Consider the following 17,606-nt stretch of genomic DNA (forward strand, 5'->3'; position numbering starts at 1 on the left):
TAGCGCTTGCGGTGTTTTCTTTTAGCCATTGCAAATTTTAAATTTTGCAGGTTTTGCAACTCAATGGCTACTTTTAAAACACGCACTTAGAGCGTTAACCAATTCAAGCTTTCCTCCGTCGCTCCAACCGGCTTATATTCCGCTCCGACCCATCCCGAATAGCCGGATTCTCCAATAGCTGAAAACATCCGCTCAAAATTAATCTGACCGGTGCCGGGCTGTCCGCGGCCGGGGCAATCGGCAAACTGGATATGGCCGATTTTGTCGGTGTATTCGGCAATAAATTCAGCGGGGTTTTCGCCCATTGTTTGCATATGATAAATATCGTACTGCATGAACAAGTCAGGGCGCTTCAGTTGATCCAACATGCTGAGCATTTGCGCGCCGCTATGGATGATAAATCCCGGCATATCGTTAGTATTGATCGCTTCAAACACGGTTTTAATACCTAAAGGCGAAAAAGCATCGGCAGCAAAACTCAGGTTTTCCGTAAATGTTTCCATATAGTGTCCTAAACAGTTTTTACCCAGACAGCGCCCCGGCAGGACATTAATCGCTTCCGGTTTTAACAGCCCGGCATATTCGACGGTTTGAGCGACGGCCCGCCTGAACCGGTCGCGCTTTTCAGGCACGCAAGCCAGCCCTTCGCCGCCTTGCAGCAAGTCGTCGGCCGCGACATTGAACAACACCAGTTGCAAACCGTATTCGTCCAGTCTGTCTTTAATGACGGCTGCGCTTAAGTCGTAAGGAAATTGGATTTCAACGGCGCTAAAGCCGGCTTGTCTGGCGGCCTTAAAGCGCTCTATCAGGGGCTGTTCGGTAAACAGCATGCTCAGGTTGGCGGTAAATTTAAGCATCGTTTTTTGCGTAGAGTTTGATTAGGGTTGCTGGATCTTGCTCCAGATAGCCGTGGCTGCCGTGCAATTGCATCAACTGCGAGGCCAAAGCCGACATCGGCACCGCAGTGCCTTGCTTGCCGGATAAATCAACCGCCATGTTCAAATCTTTCAGCAGCGTCTTGACCCGCCATTTGACCGGCTCGAACGTTTCGGCCGCCATTTCCGTGCCGGTGATTTGCAGCGGTTTGGAATCCGCAAAACCGCCGGCCAACGCCACCGGAATTTGCTTTGCATCGACACCGGCCTGTTTGGCCAGCGCCATCATTTCGGCGATCACCAGCACGTTGCAACTGACGATCATCTGGTTGCAGATTTTGGTAATCTGGCCGCAGCCGACTTCGCCCATATGCGTCAATTGCTTGTACAACGGCGCCAGCACGAGCCGGGCAACTTCAATATGTTCCGCATTGCCGCCCGCCATAATGGCCAGATTGCCTTGCTCGGCGCCGGCAACGCCGCCGGAAACCGGCGCATCGACCCAGCCCATGCCGCATTTTTCATGCAATAGCGCGGCCAGTTGCCGGGTGTTTTGCGGATGAATGCTCGATAAATCGATCAGCAATTTGCCGGCTGCGCCATTCGTCGCAATGTCGTTACGCACGACAGTTTCCACGACGGACGTATCGGCCAGGCACAGAATGATTATTTCGGATGTCCTGACTAATTCGGCAATGGAGAGGCAGGCTTTTGCGCCCGCACCGACCACAGGTTCCAGTTTTTCAGGGCTGCGGTTCCAGACATTGACGCTAAAGCCGGCATCCAGTAAACGTAAAGTCATCGGTTTGCCCATCAGGCCTATACCGATGAAGCCCAGGGTAGGTTTTTTATCTGTCATAAGTTTTGATTGACGGTGTGGTTAATGTTTAAAAATGAAACGCCTGATAACGGGCTGTCTTGTGATTTCATGGCATTTAAACGGTTTGTGGTGGCAAAGATTATACTGGCAGGTTCAGGTTGCTGTGAATGCATTGACGATCGGGACAGTGAACGCATTAATTTGAAGCTTCATGGGTGACAAGGTCATTCCAACTTCATTGCGCCGAAAATAACCGAGAGCACACCATCAATGACAGTATTTTGGGCATAGCGTGCGCTTTTTTCGCTGAATGCGAGGATCGTCGATTATAGAAGTCGGTGTGGTACTATTGTCTAGGGCGAGGCTTGAGGGTAATATAACTAATTAATCGGGTTGGCTCTTTCCCCTATTTCATTTTACTGCTTTGCAAAAAACATATTGCTGATAAAGTCTTTAGACTTTTTACTTTAAACTATCCAATAAAAATTACGATTATGATAGACCTTGCTATCGTTTTTCTTTCTTATTCCGGCACTAGACTTTATGAAAAATACAAAAAAAGCAAAGCGCCCCAAGAAATTCAAAAAGCAGCTAAAGACCTGAGTATCTTCCCTGCGGCAGATGAAACCGGGCTTACGCAGAAAGAACAGCAACAGCGCAATAATATCATGAGCGGCGTCACGCTGGGGGCCGCGACATTGCGCGTGTTAAACCCGACCCCGCTATTTGCGCTGCTGGACATCGCCTCTTATACCTACACCATGTTTCCGTTTTACCGTCAGGTTGAATTCGCGGTAAAAGAGCGTCTTATTAAAGACCGTAGAGTCGACAGTTATTTACTGATGGGGATCGGCAATCTGTTGCTGCTGGGCACGGGCCGCTATTTTATCGCCGCCCTGGGTTTGAGCCTGGCCTATATCAGCGAAAGCATTATTACCAAAGCAACCGATACCGCACAGCAAAACCTTCACGCCAACCTGTTCGGCCAGCTGTTCGATCCGAACCAGAAAGTCTGGGTCATCCAGGACGGCGTCGAGTTGGAAGTGACGCTGGAAAATGTCCAACAAGGCGATATCCTGGTTGTCAAAGCCGGCGAAGCGATTCCGGTCGACGGCGTCGTGGTTGACGGCATGGCCAGCGTCGATCAGCATGCGTTTACCGGCGAGTCCTATCCGGTCGAAAAAGGCGTTGGCGAAGCCGTTTTCGCGTCAACGCTGATGCTGACCGGTAAACTTCAAGTCAAGGTTGAAAAGTCCGGACGCGATACGGCCATCGGCAAATTGAGCGATATTCTCGGGCAGGCTTTCGAGAATAAAACCGAGATTCAATTGCGCGGCGAACAGTGGGCCGAAGCTGCTAATCTGCCTTTCCTGGTGCTTGCCGGCGTAGGTCTGGTTTTCTCCGGTCCAACGGGCGCGATGGTGATTCTCGGCGGCAACACCGTGCAGGCCATTCGTCTGCTTGGCCCTTTAGCCACGATCAATTACCAGAGCGTCGCGTCCTCGGAAAATATTTTAATTAAGCAAGGTCAACGCATCGAACAGATCAGCAGTATCGATACGCTGTTGTTCGATAAAACCGGAACCTTGACCGACGGTGCGTTGAACGTCAGTGCTATTCATGTCGTGCATGCCGATTACCTGGAAACCGACGTGCTGTTCTATGCCGCGTTAGCCGAACATCAGCTGACTCATCCTATCGCTAAAGCGATTATGCAGCACGCAGAGCTGGCGGGCCTGGATGTGGATAATCTCGACGACATCGAATACCGCCAAGGTTTCGGTATCGTGGTGCAATTCGATCAGCGCACCATTCATGTCGGCAGTGCCCGTTTTATGACCGTGGAAGGCATTGCGCTGTCCGATTCGGTGGCGGCATTGCAAAACCGAATCCATGAACTAGGGCATTCCCTGGTCATGGTCGCCGTTGATTCGGAGGTTGCCGGCGTTATCGAGCTGCAAGCAACCTTGCGGCCCGAAGTGCAAGCGGTCTTTAAAAAGCTCAAGGAACACGGCATTAAGCACATCGGCATCGTTTCCGGCGACCATGCGGCCCCGACGCAAAAATTAGCCGAACAGTTGAACGTTGACAGCTTCTTCGCCGAAGTGTTGCCTGAAGACAAAGCGGGCATTGTCAAACAGTTTCAAGCCGAAGGGCGCACCGTCTGCTTTATCGGCGACGGCGTCAATGACACGATTGCGATGCGCCAGGCCGATTTGTCGATTTCGTTGCGAGGCGCGACCACGCTGGCGATTGACGTGGCGGATATTATTCTGACCAACCCAGATCTTAACCGGCTGTGCGAGCTGATGGCCTTGTCCGACAAACTGGAAAACAATCTTAAGCGGGGGCTTGGAATTTGTTACACCGGCATGGGCGTTGTGCTCGCCGGCAGTTTCTTGGTCAATATGGACATTCTTACCGCGACGCTGGTGCATTTCGTGCTGGGAACCGGCGCTGTCGGCAATGCGATGTTACCGTTGCTGGAAATCAACAAGGAAAATGCCGGGAACGCACCGGAAAATCTTGATGCTGCCTCCCAGCCATCAGCTACCGCCGCCGGGCCGGCCGATCCAGCCCTCGGCGTCCCTGTCGAATTATCTCCCGTCCCGGCAAAAGCACAGCAATATCAATCAGCCGCTTAGCTTATGTCCGCATTATCCCCTGCACTCGTTATCGCCGGTGCCGGCGCCACAGGCATCGCCTGCGCGCTGGCCGCCGCCCGGCAAAAAATCCCGGTGGTTTTGCTGGAAAAATCGGACCGGCTTGGCGGCACGGTAACCGGGGCCTTGATTCATACCTTGGGCGGCTTTTTTGACGACCGCGGCGATGCCCTTAATCCGGGCCTGTCGGCGGAACTTATTGATCGACTCGTCGAAGCCAGTCCTTATACCTGTAAGCGGCGCATCGGCAAGACCTGGGTTTTAAACGTAGACCCCGCTATTTATCAGCAAGTTATCAGCCGTTGGCTTAACGAGTATCCCGGTATTAACGTTTGTTACCGGACCGGCATTAGCCATGCAGCCATCAATGCCCAACGTATCGAGGCAGTGACGGTTAACTGTGATGAGCAATCGCGCACGCTCGATACGCTGGCCGTCGTCGATGCGACGGGCCGGGCCGACATCGTGCGCAGTATCGATTCGCTCTGGGTTAGCGAGGGCTCGGCGCTGGCCGGGCTGATCGTGCAATTGGGCGGAGTTAGCCCCGGTACTTTGGATTTTCCTAAAGGCCCCGCGCTGTTACGGCATATTCGGAAAGCGGTTGAAAACCATGAACTACCGCCGGAATGCGCGACGTTATGGCTTGACGGCGGCGTTTATCCCGATGAGATTTATCTGAAATTTAATTTACCGGCAAATGATTACGATCATGCGAGGATGCTAACCGTGGTCAACCGGCTTTTAGCCTTTCTTCAGGTACGGCCTGGATTTGCCGATGCCTTCATCCGTTGCGATGGCCAGTTGGGTATCCGCGACGGAGGCCGCGTATACGGCGATTACACGCTGACCGAAGCCGATCTTAAACAAGGCCGGCAGTTTGACGATGCCGTATGCCGCGCCGCTTGGCCGATTGAATATTGGCATCCGGAACACGGGGTCAGTCTCGATTACTTCCCGCCCGGCCACAGTTATCAGATCCCTTTGAAAGCTCTCAAAGTCGGCGGGCTAAATAATTTTTTCGCGGCCGGAAAATGTTTTTCAGCGGAACCGCGCGCCCAAGCTTCGGCACGGGTGGTCGGGAGTTGCTGGGCAATGGGGGAAGGTTTGATTAACGCGTACTTTGGAAAATCGTAAAATGACACTGAATTTGGCTGAAGTTTTTTTTCAACAAGCGGCTTTAAGGCCGGAACATCCCGCGATCCTTGGGCCGCACGAACACACCTCAACCAGCTACGGGGCCTTGCGAAAAGAAATCCAAACCTTGGCGGAACAGTTACAGGCCGCCGGCATCCATCCCGGCATGAATATCGGCCTGCACTATCCGGGCGGCCAAGCCTACATTGCCTTTACTTACGCGCTTTGGGCCTGCGGGGCCTGCGTTACGCCGATTCCGATGGAATTGGCGACGGAAGAAAAGCAACTGATTTTCCAGCATATCGCGATTGACGCGGTCATAAGCACAACCGGTTGTACGCTATTTGCCGCATTTGCGCACGGTGAATCCATACCGTTAACTGCACAAGCCTGCTTACTGAATCTTACCCCCTTGCGTACGCCGCCCGCGGAGTTGGCCGGACTGAACCCGGCGTTCATCCGCTTTACCTCGGGAACCACCGGCGAAGCCAAAGGCGTGATTCTTTCCCACGACAGCATCTTTGCCCGCATCCAGGCCGCCAATGAAGGTTTAGAGATCGATGCGAACGACCGTATTGTTTGGCTGTTATCGATGGCCTACCATTTTGCGGTGTCCATTGTTGCTTACCTGAGCTTTGGTTCCACGATCATCTTATGCAAGAACAGCTTCGGCAGCACGATTTTGCAGGCCGCCAACCGGCATCGCGCCACGCTGATTTATGCGGCGCCGACGCATTACGAGTTAATGAGCCACGACCGTAGCGAGCAAACCTTGTCGGGCATACGCCTGGCCATCGTCACCACCGCTTACCTCCGACCCGACATCGCCGAGGCTTTTTACCAGCGCTTCGGCATCGCGCCGAACGAGACCTACGGCATTATTGAAGTGGGCCTGCCGGCCGTAAACCTTGATGCGCCGAAACAAAAACGCGGCTCGGTCGGCAGATTATTACCCAGCTACAGCGTCAAACTGGACTCGCCCGATGAAAACGGCATCGGCGAAATCATGCTCAGTGGTCCTGGGCTATTGGATGCGTATTACCAGCCGTGGCAAGCGCGCGGCGTTATCCTGAACCAGCACGGCGGCTGGTTGGCGACAGGCGATTTGGGCTTCATCGACGAGGACGACTACCTGTTCATCGTCGGCCGCAGCAAAGAAATGATCAGCGTCGGCGGCATGAAATTCTTCATCCGCGAAGTCGAGACGGTCCTGGAGCGTCATCCCGCTATCCAGGCCGCCTGCGTATTTGCCGTTAAAGCGCGCCGCCTGGGCGAAACGCCGATGGCCCATGTCGTGCTGGCCGATAACCATGAACCGCCCGATGAAGCAGAACTCAAAGCATACTGCGGCGAACATTTGGCCGCTTACAAAATTCCCGACCAATTTCACTGGGTCGATAGCTTGGCCCGCACCGCCAGCGGCAAATTGATCCGCAATACCGATAAATTATTGTCCACCCAAACTATAAAAACACTATGAACTTACAGCTCCTACGCGAACATATTATTAACCAATACGTTAAAGACAAAGCGCCGGAGGGTTTTAACGACGATTACAACTTGATCGACGAGGGCATCCTCGACTCCCTGGCTATCATGAATTTGATTGCATGGCTGGAAAAGCAGTATGCGATTGAATTTGACGAAGGCGATATCGTGCTGGAAAACTTCAACTCCGTGAATGCGTTGGTTGATTTCGTGCAAAAAAAGAGCGCCGCTAGCGCAGACCGTTAACTTATTCAACACATGTGAAGAATGGAACAGGGATGACACGGATTAAACGGATCATCACGGATTTTAAAAAAGCGTCATCGAACTTTGTTACTATGAAAGTAATAAAGATTAGTGGCAAGTAAGCGTGTCCAAAACAGTATCACTTTCATGAACCGGGGCGAAAATGTTTTTCATGAGCGTTAGGGCTAAAAATCCGTGTAAATCCGTCCTATCCGTATCACCCGTGTTCTATTGAGCAACGCTGAGTAGTCACGAAGAAAATAACGGCTACTTACCTCACTGACATCAACGTATTTAAGGAAAAAATACTGTGCAAGTTATCCCATCGACACCGCTCTCATACAGCCAGCAAGCGCTTTGGTTCATTTACCGCGATGCGCCCCAAAGTGCGGCTTACAATATGGCTTTGCCGCTCCGGTTTACCGGAGATGTCGATGTACAAACTTTGCGGCAGGCCTTACAGCGCCTAGTCGAACGCCATTCGATGCTGCGCAGCCGTTTTTCCGAATTGGACGGCGTGCCGTACCGGCATGTCGCCACCGGCATTGATGGCTATTGGCAGGACGTTGACGCGGAGGGCTGGACGGAAGTAACCCTACGAGAGGCGCTTTACCGCCAGTCACTGCAGCCTTTCGCGTTGGAACACAGCGTATTCCGCGCTACTCTGTTCCAAGGCTCCGGCACGGGCGACGTATTGCTGTTGAATCTTCACCACATTGCCGGCGATGCGGCCTCCCTGGCTGTTCTCGGCAAAGAATTATTGGCGTTTTACGGGGTGGAAAACGTGCCGCCAACGGCTACGGATTATGCTGATTACGTCCACTGGGAGGCCGAACTGCTTAACGGCCCCAAAGGCCAACGCATGGCGGCCTATTGGCAACAACAGCTGGCCGGCGACGTGCCGGTTTTGCAGCTTCCGACCGATTATCCGCGCCCGGCGCGGCAGACTTTCAACGGCGCCTCGGTGCGTGTCGAACTGCCGGAGCCGTTGACGGAGGCCGTCAAAAATCTCGCCAAAGCTCACAAGACGACCTTGTTTACCGTGCTGTTCAGCGCCTACCAAGTGCTGTTGCAGCGTTATTCGGGGCAGGACGACATTTGGATCGGCATACCGACCTCGACGCCGCGCAACCAAGCGGAATTCGCCGACATGGTCGGTTATTTGGTCAACCCGATGATCATGCGCGGCGATTTTGCCAACGCCAACAACGTCAGCTTCAGCCAACTCCTGCAACGTAACGGTAAGCACATGCTGACCGGGCTTTACCACCAGCCTTATCCGTTCACACAGTTAATCGAACAGCTGCAGCCGCACCGGAATCCGGCTTATCCGCCTTTGGTGCAAGCGATGTTCGCGCTGGAGCGCGACGACCTGATTCCCAAGCATTTTTCAGCGAACGGCGTGCAAGCCCGAAGCCTGGCTATTGCGCAAATGGAAGGTCAGCTTGATTTGGCGCTGACTTTTTCCGATAGCGACGACGGCAAAACCTTGTCGGCACTTTGGGATTACAACCGCGACCTGTTTAACGAAGTCACCATTGCCCGGATGGCCGAGCATTTGCACGTGCTGTTGCAAGGTGCGGTCGACGATGCCGAACAAGACATCGCGAAGATGCCGCTGCTGACAGACTACGAACAGGCGCAGCTTAAGCAGTGGACGTCAACGGAAACGGATTATCCGAAAGACCAAACGGTTGTTGATTTGTTTGAACGGCAAGCAAGCACAAAGCCCGATAATATTGCGGCGATCTTTGCAGAGCAGTCGCTGAGCTATTGTCAGCTGAACGACAAAGCCAACCGGCTGGCGCACTATCTGCTTGATCTGAAAACGGAAACGGGGGTGCCGTTATTGGCCGCTAACCCGCTGATCGCGATTGCGGTCGAACGCTCACTGGACATGGTCGCCGGCCTGTTGGCCATCCTCAAAATCGGCGGGGCTTATCTGCCGATAGATCCGGATTATCCAAGCGCCCGCATTCTGGATATGCTGGACGACAGTGCAACGCCGTTATTGCTGACTACAAGCAATGCCCAAACCCGGTTGCCGTTGGCCGGCGGTAAACAGGATTATATTGTGCTGTGCCTTGATGAACTGGATGTCACTGGCCAACGCACAGACAACCCGGCCGGAAGAGTAGGGCCGGAAGACTTGGCTTATGTGATTTACACCTCGGGATCGACCGGTAAGCCGAAAGGGGTAATGATTGGACATCAAGCCTTAACCTTGCATAGCCAGGCCATGTTGCAACACTATGGGCTGACTGAAAACGATAGAATTTTGCAATTTGCTTCGCTGAGCTTCGACACCTCGCTGGAGCAGCTGTTGGTCGCCTGGCTGAGCGGTGCCTGTTCGGTGCTGTTAACAAGCAATTTAATGCCGGCACAGGACTTATTGGCTTTAATAAAAAAACACGCCGTCACGGTAGCCGACTTACCGCCGGCTTATTGGCAGCAGATGCTGGATATTGCAACGCTTGCCGATGACTGGGTTAGCCTCAGAATGCTTATTTTAGGCGGTGAAGCGCTGCCGCACAGCTTGGCTCAGCAAACCCGCGACCGCTTTCCCGCATTGACTTGTTTCAATGCTTATGGGCCGACCGAAGCGACTATCACGCCTTGCATTTACCGTTTGCCGCCGACGTTAACCGGCAACACAAATTACGTCGCCATCGGCAAGCCCCGCGCAAACACGCCCGTTTATATTCTTAACGGGCAGCATCAACCCCAACCGTTAGGCATTCCGGGCGAATTGTGCATTGCCGGTGCCGGTCTTGCCCGCGGCTATCTGCACCGGCCCGAACTGACCGCCGAGAAATTCGTCGACGTCGAATTGTTCGGCAAAAGCGAACGGATTTACAAAACCGGCGACCTGGCCCGCTGGTTATCCGACGGCAACCTCGAATTCCTGGGCCGCATCGACCAGCAAATCAAGCTGCGCGGTTTCCGCATCGAATTGGGCGAAATCGAGGCGGCGCTGTGCGAATATCCCGGCGTCAAGGAAGCCGTCGCGAACCTGTACGAAGCCGACGGCGATAAGCGCATTGTCGCTTACCTGACGACCGATAACGCCGGCTTCAACACCGATGAGCTGCGCGGCTCGCTAAAAGACCGGCTGCCCGATTACATGGTGCCCAGCCATTTCATCGTGCTTGATGTTTTGCCGCTGACGCCGAACGGCAAAATCGACCGCAAAGGCTTGCCTGCGCCTGAGTTTCAGGCCGCAAGCGGTTTTAGCCAGCCCGTTACGCCCAGCGAAGACTTGTTGGCGGCTTTATGGGCCGGCGTCCTCAAACGCGAGGCCATCGGCCGCCACGACAATTTTTTCGAAAGGGGAGGGCATTCGTTGCTGGCGACGCAATTGATCGCCCGCATCCGGGAAAGCTTCCAGGTCGAATTGCCGATCCGTACGGTGTTCGAGCACCCGCAACTGTCGGAACTGGCGGCGGCCATTGACGCAGCCGCCGGCGGCATCCGCCTGCCTGCGATTGAGCCGCAGGCCTCAGATGAAGTCAAAGTCTTATCTTTCTCCCAGCAACGGCTGTGGTTCCTGAACCAGTTCGAGGAAAACAATAGCGCAACCTATAACATGCCGTTGGCTTTGCGGCTGTCGGGCCGGCTGGATGTCGACGCCTTGCAGCAAAGCCTGCACTGGCTGGTGGAACGTCATACCGGCCTGCGCAGTCATTTTCCAACGCTTGCCGGGCAGGCGCAGGTAGATATCCGGGACATTGAAGCCCTGCAAATCCAAGATTTGCGTCTTCTGCCGGCCGGAGACAGGGAACGTGAAGCCGCGCGCCTGACCGACAGCCACGCCGTTGCGCCTTTCGATCTGGAACAGGGCCCGTTATTCAGGGCCGACCTGCTGTTGCTGGACGATGCCGGCGCGGTGCTGCTGCTGAACATGCACCACATCGTCAGCGACGGCTGGTCGATGGCCGTGTTCATGCGCGACTGGCAACACGCCTATACGGCTTTTGCCGAGGGCGGCCAGCCCAGCTTGCCGGTGCTCCCGATCCAATACAGCGACTATGCGGCTTGGCAACGGCAGTGGCTCCAGGGCGACGTGCTGCACCGGCAAATCGATTACTGGACAGGGCAGCTTAACGGCCTGCCCGAATTATTGGAGCTGCCGACCGACAAGCTGAGGCCGCCGCGGCAAAGTTACCGGGGCGCGCACGTTGCCCACAGCCTGCCGTCAACGCTGAGCCAAGCCGTCACCCGGTTAAGCCGGCAACAGGGCGTGACCGACTTCATGACCTTGCTGGCGGCCTTTGAGGTGCTGTTGTCGCGCTATAGCCGCCAGCAGGACGTTTGCGTCGGCAGCCCGATTGCGAACCGCACTCACGCCCGTACCGAGGATGTGATCGGCTTCTTCGTCAATACACTGGTGCTGCGCGGCCAAATTGACCCGCGACAAAGCTTCGCCGCGCTGTTGCAGGCCACCCGCCAGACCTGCCTGGACGCTTACGCGCATCAGGACATCCCGTTTGAAATGCTGGTCGAGAAACTGCAACCCACCCGCAGCCTGAGCCATAGCCCGCTGTTCCAGGTCATGTTTGTGTTGCAAAACAACGAAGCCGCCGAATTGGCTTTGCCTAATCTGGAGGTTAGCGTTCTTGAAGCAGACTACCCGATCGCCAAATTCGACCTGACCCTGAATGTCGCCGAACAGGATGGGCAGTTGCAGTGTTACTGGGAATATGCGACCGACCTGTTTACCGGCGACACGGTCAAGCGCATGGCGGAACATTTTGAAGTACTGCTTCATGCCGTCGTCGCCAACCCGGAGCAGGCCATCGGCCAACTGCCGTTGCTGACCGAACAGGATATTCTGCAATTGCAGGCCTGGAACGACACCGCGACCGACTACCCGAAAGACCAGACTATTGTCAGCCTGTTTGAACGGCAAGCAACCACAACACCCGACAATATTGCCGTGGTTTTTGACGGCCAGTCGCTTAGCTATCGTCAGCTCAACGATAAAGCCAACCAACTGGCGTACAATCTACTCGACCTGAAAACGAAAGCGGGGGCGCCGTTATTAACCGGCAACCCTTTGATCGCGATTGCGGTCGAACGTTCGCTGGACATGATCGTCGGCCTGCTGGCCATACTGAAGGCGGGCGGAGCCTATCTGCCGATAGACCCCGATTACCCGGCCGTCCGTATCCGCCATATGCTGGAGGACAGCCAAGCCCCGCTGCTGCTGACCCAAAGCCGCCTGCAAGGCCAATTGTCGCCGGCTGAATTGGAACATAACTGTACGTTGCTGTGCATCGATGAACTGGAACTCACCGGCCGGTCCACGGAAAACCTGCCGCTAAAGCCCGGCCCCGAGGATTTGGCTTATGTGATTTATACCTCCGGTTCGACAGGGGTGCCGAAAGGCGTCTGCATAGCCCATACCGCCGTGGTCCGTTTAGTTAAAAACACCAATTATATTCAAATCGGCATGGACGATTGCCTGGCGCAGGCCTCGAATGTTTCCTTCGATGCGGCCACCTTTGAAATTTGGGGAAGTTTATTAAACGGCGCCCGGCTAGTCGGCGTCGCCAAAGAGCTGCTGCTGTCGCCGCAGCAATTGACGGAGCATTTGCAAAGCCAGCGCATCAACACGCTGTTTGTGACCACGGCATTATTCAACCAAATTGCACAAACCCAGCCCGGCTGCTTTAAGAGCTTAAAATACCTGTTTTTTGGCGGCGAACAGGTTGATCCGTATTCGGTCAATACGATTTTAAGAGGCCATGCCCCCGAGCAGTTGCTGCACGTCTATGGCCCCACCGAAACGACAACGTTCGCGTCCTGGTACCGGGTCAATAACGGGCAAAAAACGGATAACACTATCCCGATCGGCAAGCCTCTTGCCAATACCGAAATCTTTATCCTGAATCCGCAACACCGGCCGCAACCGCCGAATGTGCCCGGCGAGTTGTGCATAGCCGGGACCGGTCTGGCGCGCGGCTATCTGAACCAGCCCGAATTGACCGCCGAGAAATTCGTCAATGTCGAGCTGTTCGGCAAAAGCGAACGCATTTACAAAACCGGCGATTTGGCGCGCTGGCTGCCGGACGGCAATCTGGAATTCCTGGGCCGCATCGACAACCAAGTAAAAATACGCGGCTTCCGCATCGAATTGGGCGAAATCGAGGCGGTGCTGTGCCAACATCCCGGCGTCAACGAAGCCGTCGCGAACCTGCACGAGGCCGACGGCGACAAGCGCATCGTCGCCTATTTGACCTCCGCCCAGGACCACTTCAGCCCCGATGACTTGCGCGGCTGGCTGAAGGACCGTCTGCCCGACTACATGGTGCCGAGCCATTTCATGGTGCTTGACAGCCTGCCGCTGACGCCGAACGGCAAAATCGACCGCAAGGCCTTGCCTAAGCCGGATTTGACCATTCAGGGCGAACAACAGTTGCCGCATAGCGCCACCGAACAATTGCTGTGCAGCCTCTGGTCGCAAGTGCTGCGCTTCGACGTGGCGAGCGTCAGCGCCAACTTTTTTGCCGTAGGCGGGCATTCGCTATTGGCGACCCAACTGGTTTCCCGGATTCGCGAGAGCTTTGACATTGATATGCCGTTGCGGACTGTTTTTGCCTATCCGTCTCTCCGGGAACAGGCCGAATGGCTGGACCGGCAGCAACGCGGTTCGGAATTGCCTGTCATCCTGCCGTTGGCCGAAGGCGAAGCGCCGGCACTGTCTTTCGCCCAGCAACGCCTGCGCTTTCTGGCGCAACTGGAAGGGCAGAGCGCAACCTATAACATGCCGGCAGCGTTCCGGCTGGAAGGCCGGCTCAATGAAGAGGCGCTGCAACGTACCTTGACCGACTTGATCCAGCGCCACGAAACCCTGCGTAGCTGTTTTCCGATGATTGACGGAAAGCCAAGCGTACAACTGAACAAGGCTTATAACCCGCTCAGCGTCACGGACCTTAGCGGTTTAGCGGATGCCGAACAACAAGGCCAAATTGCCGAATGGGTTGACCGTCACGCCAATGCGCCTTTCGACTTGAGCAGCGGCCCGCTGTTCAAAGCGCAACTGCTCAGGCTTGGCGGCGAAGACCATATCCTGCTGTTCAACATGCACCATATTGTCAGCGACGGCTGGTCGACAGGCGTGATGATCCGCGATTGGTGCCGGTTGTACGAAGCGGCTGTCCAGAATCGCGAACCGCAACTCGACGAACTGACTATCCAATACAGCGATTACGCGGCCTGGCAAAGAAACTGGCTGCAAGGCGCGGTTCTGGAACAACAGCTGGACTACTGGACAAACAAGCTGGCCGGCGCGCCGGAATTACTGGAACTGCCGACCGACAACCCGCGTCCGGCAGTCATGAGTTATCGGGGCAAGCATCTGCAAAGCACGTTGAATCCGATACTGACGCAATCAATCAAGCAGTTGAGCCGGAAACAGGGAGTCACCGACTTCATGACCTTATTGTCGGCCTTTACGGTATTGCTGTTCCGCTACAGCGGGCAAACGGATATTGTGGTCGGTTGTCCGATTGCCAATCGCACCCAAAGCCAAACCGAGCATCTAATCGGCTTTTTCGTCAATACGTTGGCCCTGCGCATGCAAATCGATGCCGACCAGGCCTTTTCGGACTTGTTGAACCAGGTTAGAAAGACCGCGCTTGAAGCCTACAGCCATCAGGATATTCCGTTTGAAGCGCTGGTTGAAAAAATCAATCCCTCCCGCAGCTTGAGCCACTCCCCGCTGTTCCAGGTGATGTTCGTGCTGCAAAACGCGCCGGAAGCAGCGCTGGAACTGAGCGATTTGCAGATCACGCCGGTTGAATCCGAGCATGCGACGGCTAAATTCGATTTGACCTTGAGCGTCGAGGAACAAGGCGGGACGTTGGTTTGTAATTGGGAATACAACACGGATCTGTTCCGCCAGGAAACCATCGCCTTAATGAGCGAACATTTCCAAGTATTGCTGGAGGGCATCGTTTCCGGGCCGGAACAATCGCTAGCCGGGCTGCCGTTACTGACGGCTGCCGAACAACAACGGCTACAGGCCTGGAACCGGAGCGAAAGCGATTATTGCCAAGACTTGAGCATTGTTGATTTATTCCAGGCCCAGGCCGAAAAAACGCCCGACAATATCGCGGTGGTTTTTGAGAGCCGGCAGTTGACCTATCGCCAACTGAACCAACAGGCCAACCAACTCGCGCATTACCTGCTCGACTTTAAAACCGGCAACGGTTTGGTCGGCATTTGCGTGGAGCGCTCGCTGGAGATGATCGTCGGTCTGCTGGCCATACTGAAGGCGGGCGCGGCTTACGTGCCGCTTGATCCGGATTATCCCGAACAACGCCTGCAATTCATACTGGAGGATTCCGCGGTACCGGTGTTGCTGACCCAAAGCCATTTGCTTGAAAGAGTGCCGGCATCGACTGCGAAAGTGGTTTGCATCGATAAGGAGTGGGACTTGATTGCGGATCGTCCCGTCGATAACCCGGCCCGACAAAGCGGGCCGGGTGATTTGGCCTATGTGATTTATACCTCCGGTTCGACCGGAAAGCCCAAGGGCTGCCAACTGACGCAAGCCAACGTCACGCGGCTTTTTAGCGCAACCGATCACTGGTACCGGTTCAGCGAGCAGGACGTGTGGACGCTGTTCCACTCTTACGCGTTCGATTTCTCGGTCTGGGAAATATGGGGCGCATTATTCTACGGCGGCAAACTGGTGATTGTGCCGTACCACACCAGCCGTAACCCCGCGCTTTTTTACCAATTGCTGATAGATCAGGGCGTCACGGTACTGAACCAAACGCCTTCCGCATTTAAACAATTGCAGGACGTCGATAAGCGGCCGGATGAACTCAGTTTGCGGTTCGTGATATTCGGCGGCGAAGCGCTGGATTTTGCGGCGCTGCAACCGTGGTTTGCGCGTCACGGCGACAGCCGGCCGCAACTGATCAATATGTACGGCATCACCGAAACTACGGTCCATGTCACCTACTATCCGGTCGCAGGCGGGGACAATCAGGGCAAGAGCATCATCGGCATACCGATTCCGGATTTACAGGTCTGGGTGGTTGACGCGTACAACAACCCGTTGCCGATCGGTGTGCCCGGCGAAATGCTGGTCGGCGGCGCCGGCGTCGCACGCGGCTACCTGAACCGTCCCGAGCTAACAGCTGAACGCTTCATCGACATCGAACTGTTCGGACAACGGCAACGCGTCTATAAAAGCGGCGATTTGGCGCGCTGGCTTCCTGATGGCAACATCGAATACCTGGGCCGCATCGACAATCAAGTGAAAATTCGCGGATTCCGGATCGAATTGGGAGAAATAGAAGCTTGCCTGGCCGGCATTCCCGCTGTCAAAGAGGCGGTGGTCCTGGCCAGCGGCGAAGGCGAGGCCAAAGCCTTGGCGGCCTACGTCACCGCGGACTCCGTCTTGAAAGTCGAGGAGCTCCGGGCGAGCCTCAATGCGCTGCTGCCCGCTTATATGGTTCCCGCGTATTTTGTGCAGCTGGACGCGTTGCCGCTGTTGCCGAACGGCAAGATCAACCGCAAAAGCCTGGTAGGCCTGAAACCGATCGAGTCGCTAAGAGAATTTCGTCCACCGCAAAACGCGCTGGAGTCGGAACTGTTGTCGATTTGGCAAAACCACCTGGAAACGGACGACATCAGCACCAACGCGAATTTCTTCGAAATCGGCGGTAACTCGTTGTCGCTGGTCCGCGTGCATTGGGAAATCGAAAAGCAGCATCCGCAAACCACGCTGATGGATTTATTCGCGCACCCGAATATTGCAGATTTGGCGTTGTTTCTTGCCGGAGGGGAAAAAACAAGGATCGCGATAAAAACCTTAACGCTGGACGAAAAATACTTTTCGGCAGGGAACGGCGGCCTATTCGAATATAGCCTGGATGATGAATTGTCCGTGCGCTTAAACGAACTGGGAAACAGCGAAAACCTGGATATACAGCACATCCTCCGGGCCGCGTTCGCCTACCTGTTATTTGAAATCAGCGAGCAGGCGGACGTTCCGTATTATGCCGCGTTGAATAACCGGCAGGTCATATCCGTTCGCCATGATTTTGAGGCAATCGATTCGCTCCAGGAGCTGTTGCAGGCCTCGCGAGATGCATTTCTGAACCCTGAGGAAATCTATCCGGTCGATGACTTTTTAAAAACCGGTGCGAATCCGGGCTCTAGCGAAGTGTTAGCCTTCTATTCCAATAACGGCGGCGATTTCGATAATGCGGACTTGGATTGGCAGGCCGACACCGGCAACGGCACCGTGAACATTGCCTTCAAGTTCAGCGCGCGCATGGACCGGGAAGAAATGAAAGGCTTGCCCGGACTTTATGTCACCATCCTGGAAGAAATAATAAAAACAGCGTAAGCGCATAATCA

7 protein-coding genes are annotated in these 17,606 nt (G+C 54.8%); 5 read left to right on the forward strand and 2 right to left on the reverse strand.

All coding sequences use genetic code 11. From position 1 onward, the window contains the following. Window positions 1-86: 86 nt before the first annotated feature. A complete protein-coding gene (locus EKO24_RS17775; RefSeq protein WP_127027577.1) occupies window positions 87-857 on the reverse strand; it encodes a hydroxypyruvate isomerase family protein in 771 nt (256 codons plus the stop codon). Beyond that, window positions 850-1,734 (reverse strand): NAD(P)-dependent oxidoreductase, encoded by an 885-nt coding sequence (locus tag EKO24_RS17780; protein WP_127027578.1) that lies wholly within the window; start codon window positions 1,732-1,734, stop codon window positions 850-852. Before EKO24_RS17780 ends, EKO24_RS17775 begins: the two co-directional genes overlap by 8 nt. Window positions 1,735-2,189: 455 nt before the next feature. Here EKO24_RS17780 and EKO24_RS17785 point away from each other — a divergent pair, with 455 nt between their 5' ends. The 5 genes from EKO24_RS17785 (at window position 2,190) to EKO24_RS17805 (ending at window position 17,595) form a co-directional block, all read left to right on the forward strand. Continuing rightward, window positions 2,190-4,340: a heavy metal translocating P-type ATPase gene (locus tag EKO24_RS17785; protein WP_127027579.1), complete on the forward strand. Its 2,151-nt coding sequence runs from the start codon at window positions 2,190-2,192 to the stop codon at window positions 4,338-4,340. A gap of 3 nt (window positions 4,341-4,343) precedes the next feature. Then, entirely contained in the window at window positions 4,344-5,492 is a 1,149-nt protein-coding gene (locus tag EKO24_RS17790) for an FAD-dependent oxidoreductase (protein WP_127027580.1), read from the forward strand. Between the two features lies 1 nt (window position 5,493). Then, the gene (locus EKO24_RS17795; protein ID WP_127027581.1) at window positions 5,494-6,972 is read left to right on the forward strand and encodes a class I adenylate-forming enzyme family protein; all 1,479 of its coding nucleotides are present in this window, start codon (window positions 5,494-5,496) and stop codon (window positions 6,970-6,972) included. Beyond that, window positions 6,969-7,226 carry an acyl carrier protein gene (locus EKO24_RS17800; protein ID WP_127027582.1) on the forward strand — a complete coding sequence of 86 codons (258 nt, stop codon included), beginning with the start codon at window positions 6,969-6,971 and terminating at the stop codon, window positions 7,224-7,226. The genes EKO24_RS17795 and EKO24_RS17800 overlap by 4 nt, the downstream gene beginning before the upstream one ends. A gap of 310 nt (window positions 7,227-7,536) precedes the next feature. Then, window positions 7,537-17,595 carry a non-ribosomal peptide synthetase gene (locus EKO24_RS17805; RefSeq protein ID WP_127027583.1) on the forward strand — a complete coding sequence of 3,353 codons (10,059 nt, stop codon included), beginning with the start codon at window positions 7,537-7,539 and terminating at the stop codon, window positions 17,593-17,595. Window positions 17,596-17,606: the final 11 nt, after the last annotated feature.

It is taken from the genome of Candidatus Methylobacter oryzae, from assembly GCF_003994235.2.
Taxonomy (GTDB): Bacteria; Pseudomonadota; Gammaproteobacteria; order Methylococcales; family Methylomonadaceae; genus Methylobacter_A; species Methylobacter_A oryzae.

Excerpts from the sequence above, each read along its gene's own strand:
- EKO24_RS17775 (WP_127027577.1), bottom strand. The coding sequence starts at position 857 with ATGCTTAAATTTACCGCCAACCTGAGCATGCTGTTTACCGAACAGCCC.
- EKO24_RS17780 (WP_127027578.1), bottom strand. The coding sequence starts at position 1,734 with ATGACAGATAAAAAACCTACCCTGGGCTTCATCGGTATAGGCCTGATG.
- EKO24_RS17785 (WP_127027579.1), top strand. The coding sequence starts at position 2,190 with ATGATAGACCTTGCTATCGTTTTTCTTTCTTATTCCGGCACTAGACTT.
- EKO24_RS17790 (WP_127027580.1), top strand. The coding sequence starts at position 4,344 with ATGTCCGCATTATCCCCTGCACTCGTTATCGCCGGTGCCGGCGCCACA.
- EKO24_RS17795 (WP_127027581.1), top strand. The coding sequence starts at position 5,494 with ATGACACTGAATTTGGCTGAAGTTTTTTTTCAACAAGCGGCTTTAAGG.
- EKO24_RS17800 (WP_127027582.1), top strand. The coding sequence starts at position 6,969 with ATGAACTTACAGCTCCTACGCGAACATATTATTAACCAATACGTTAAA.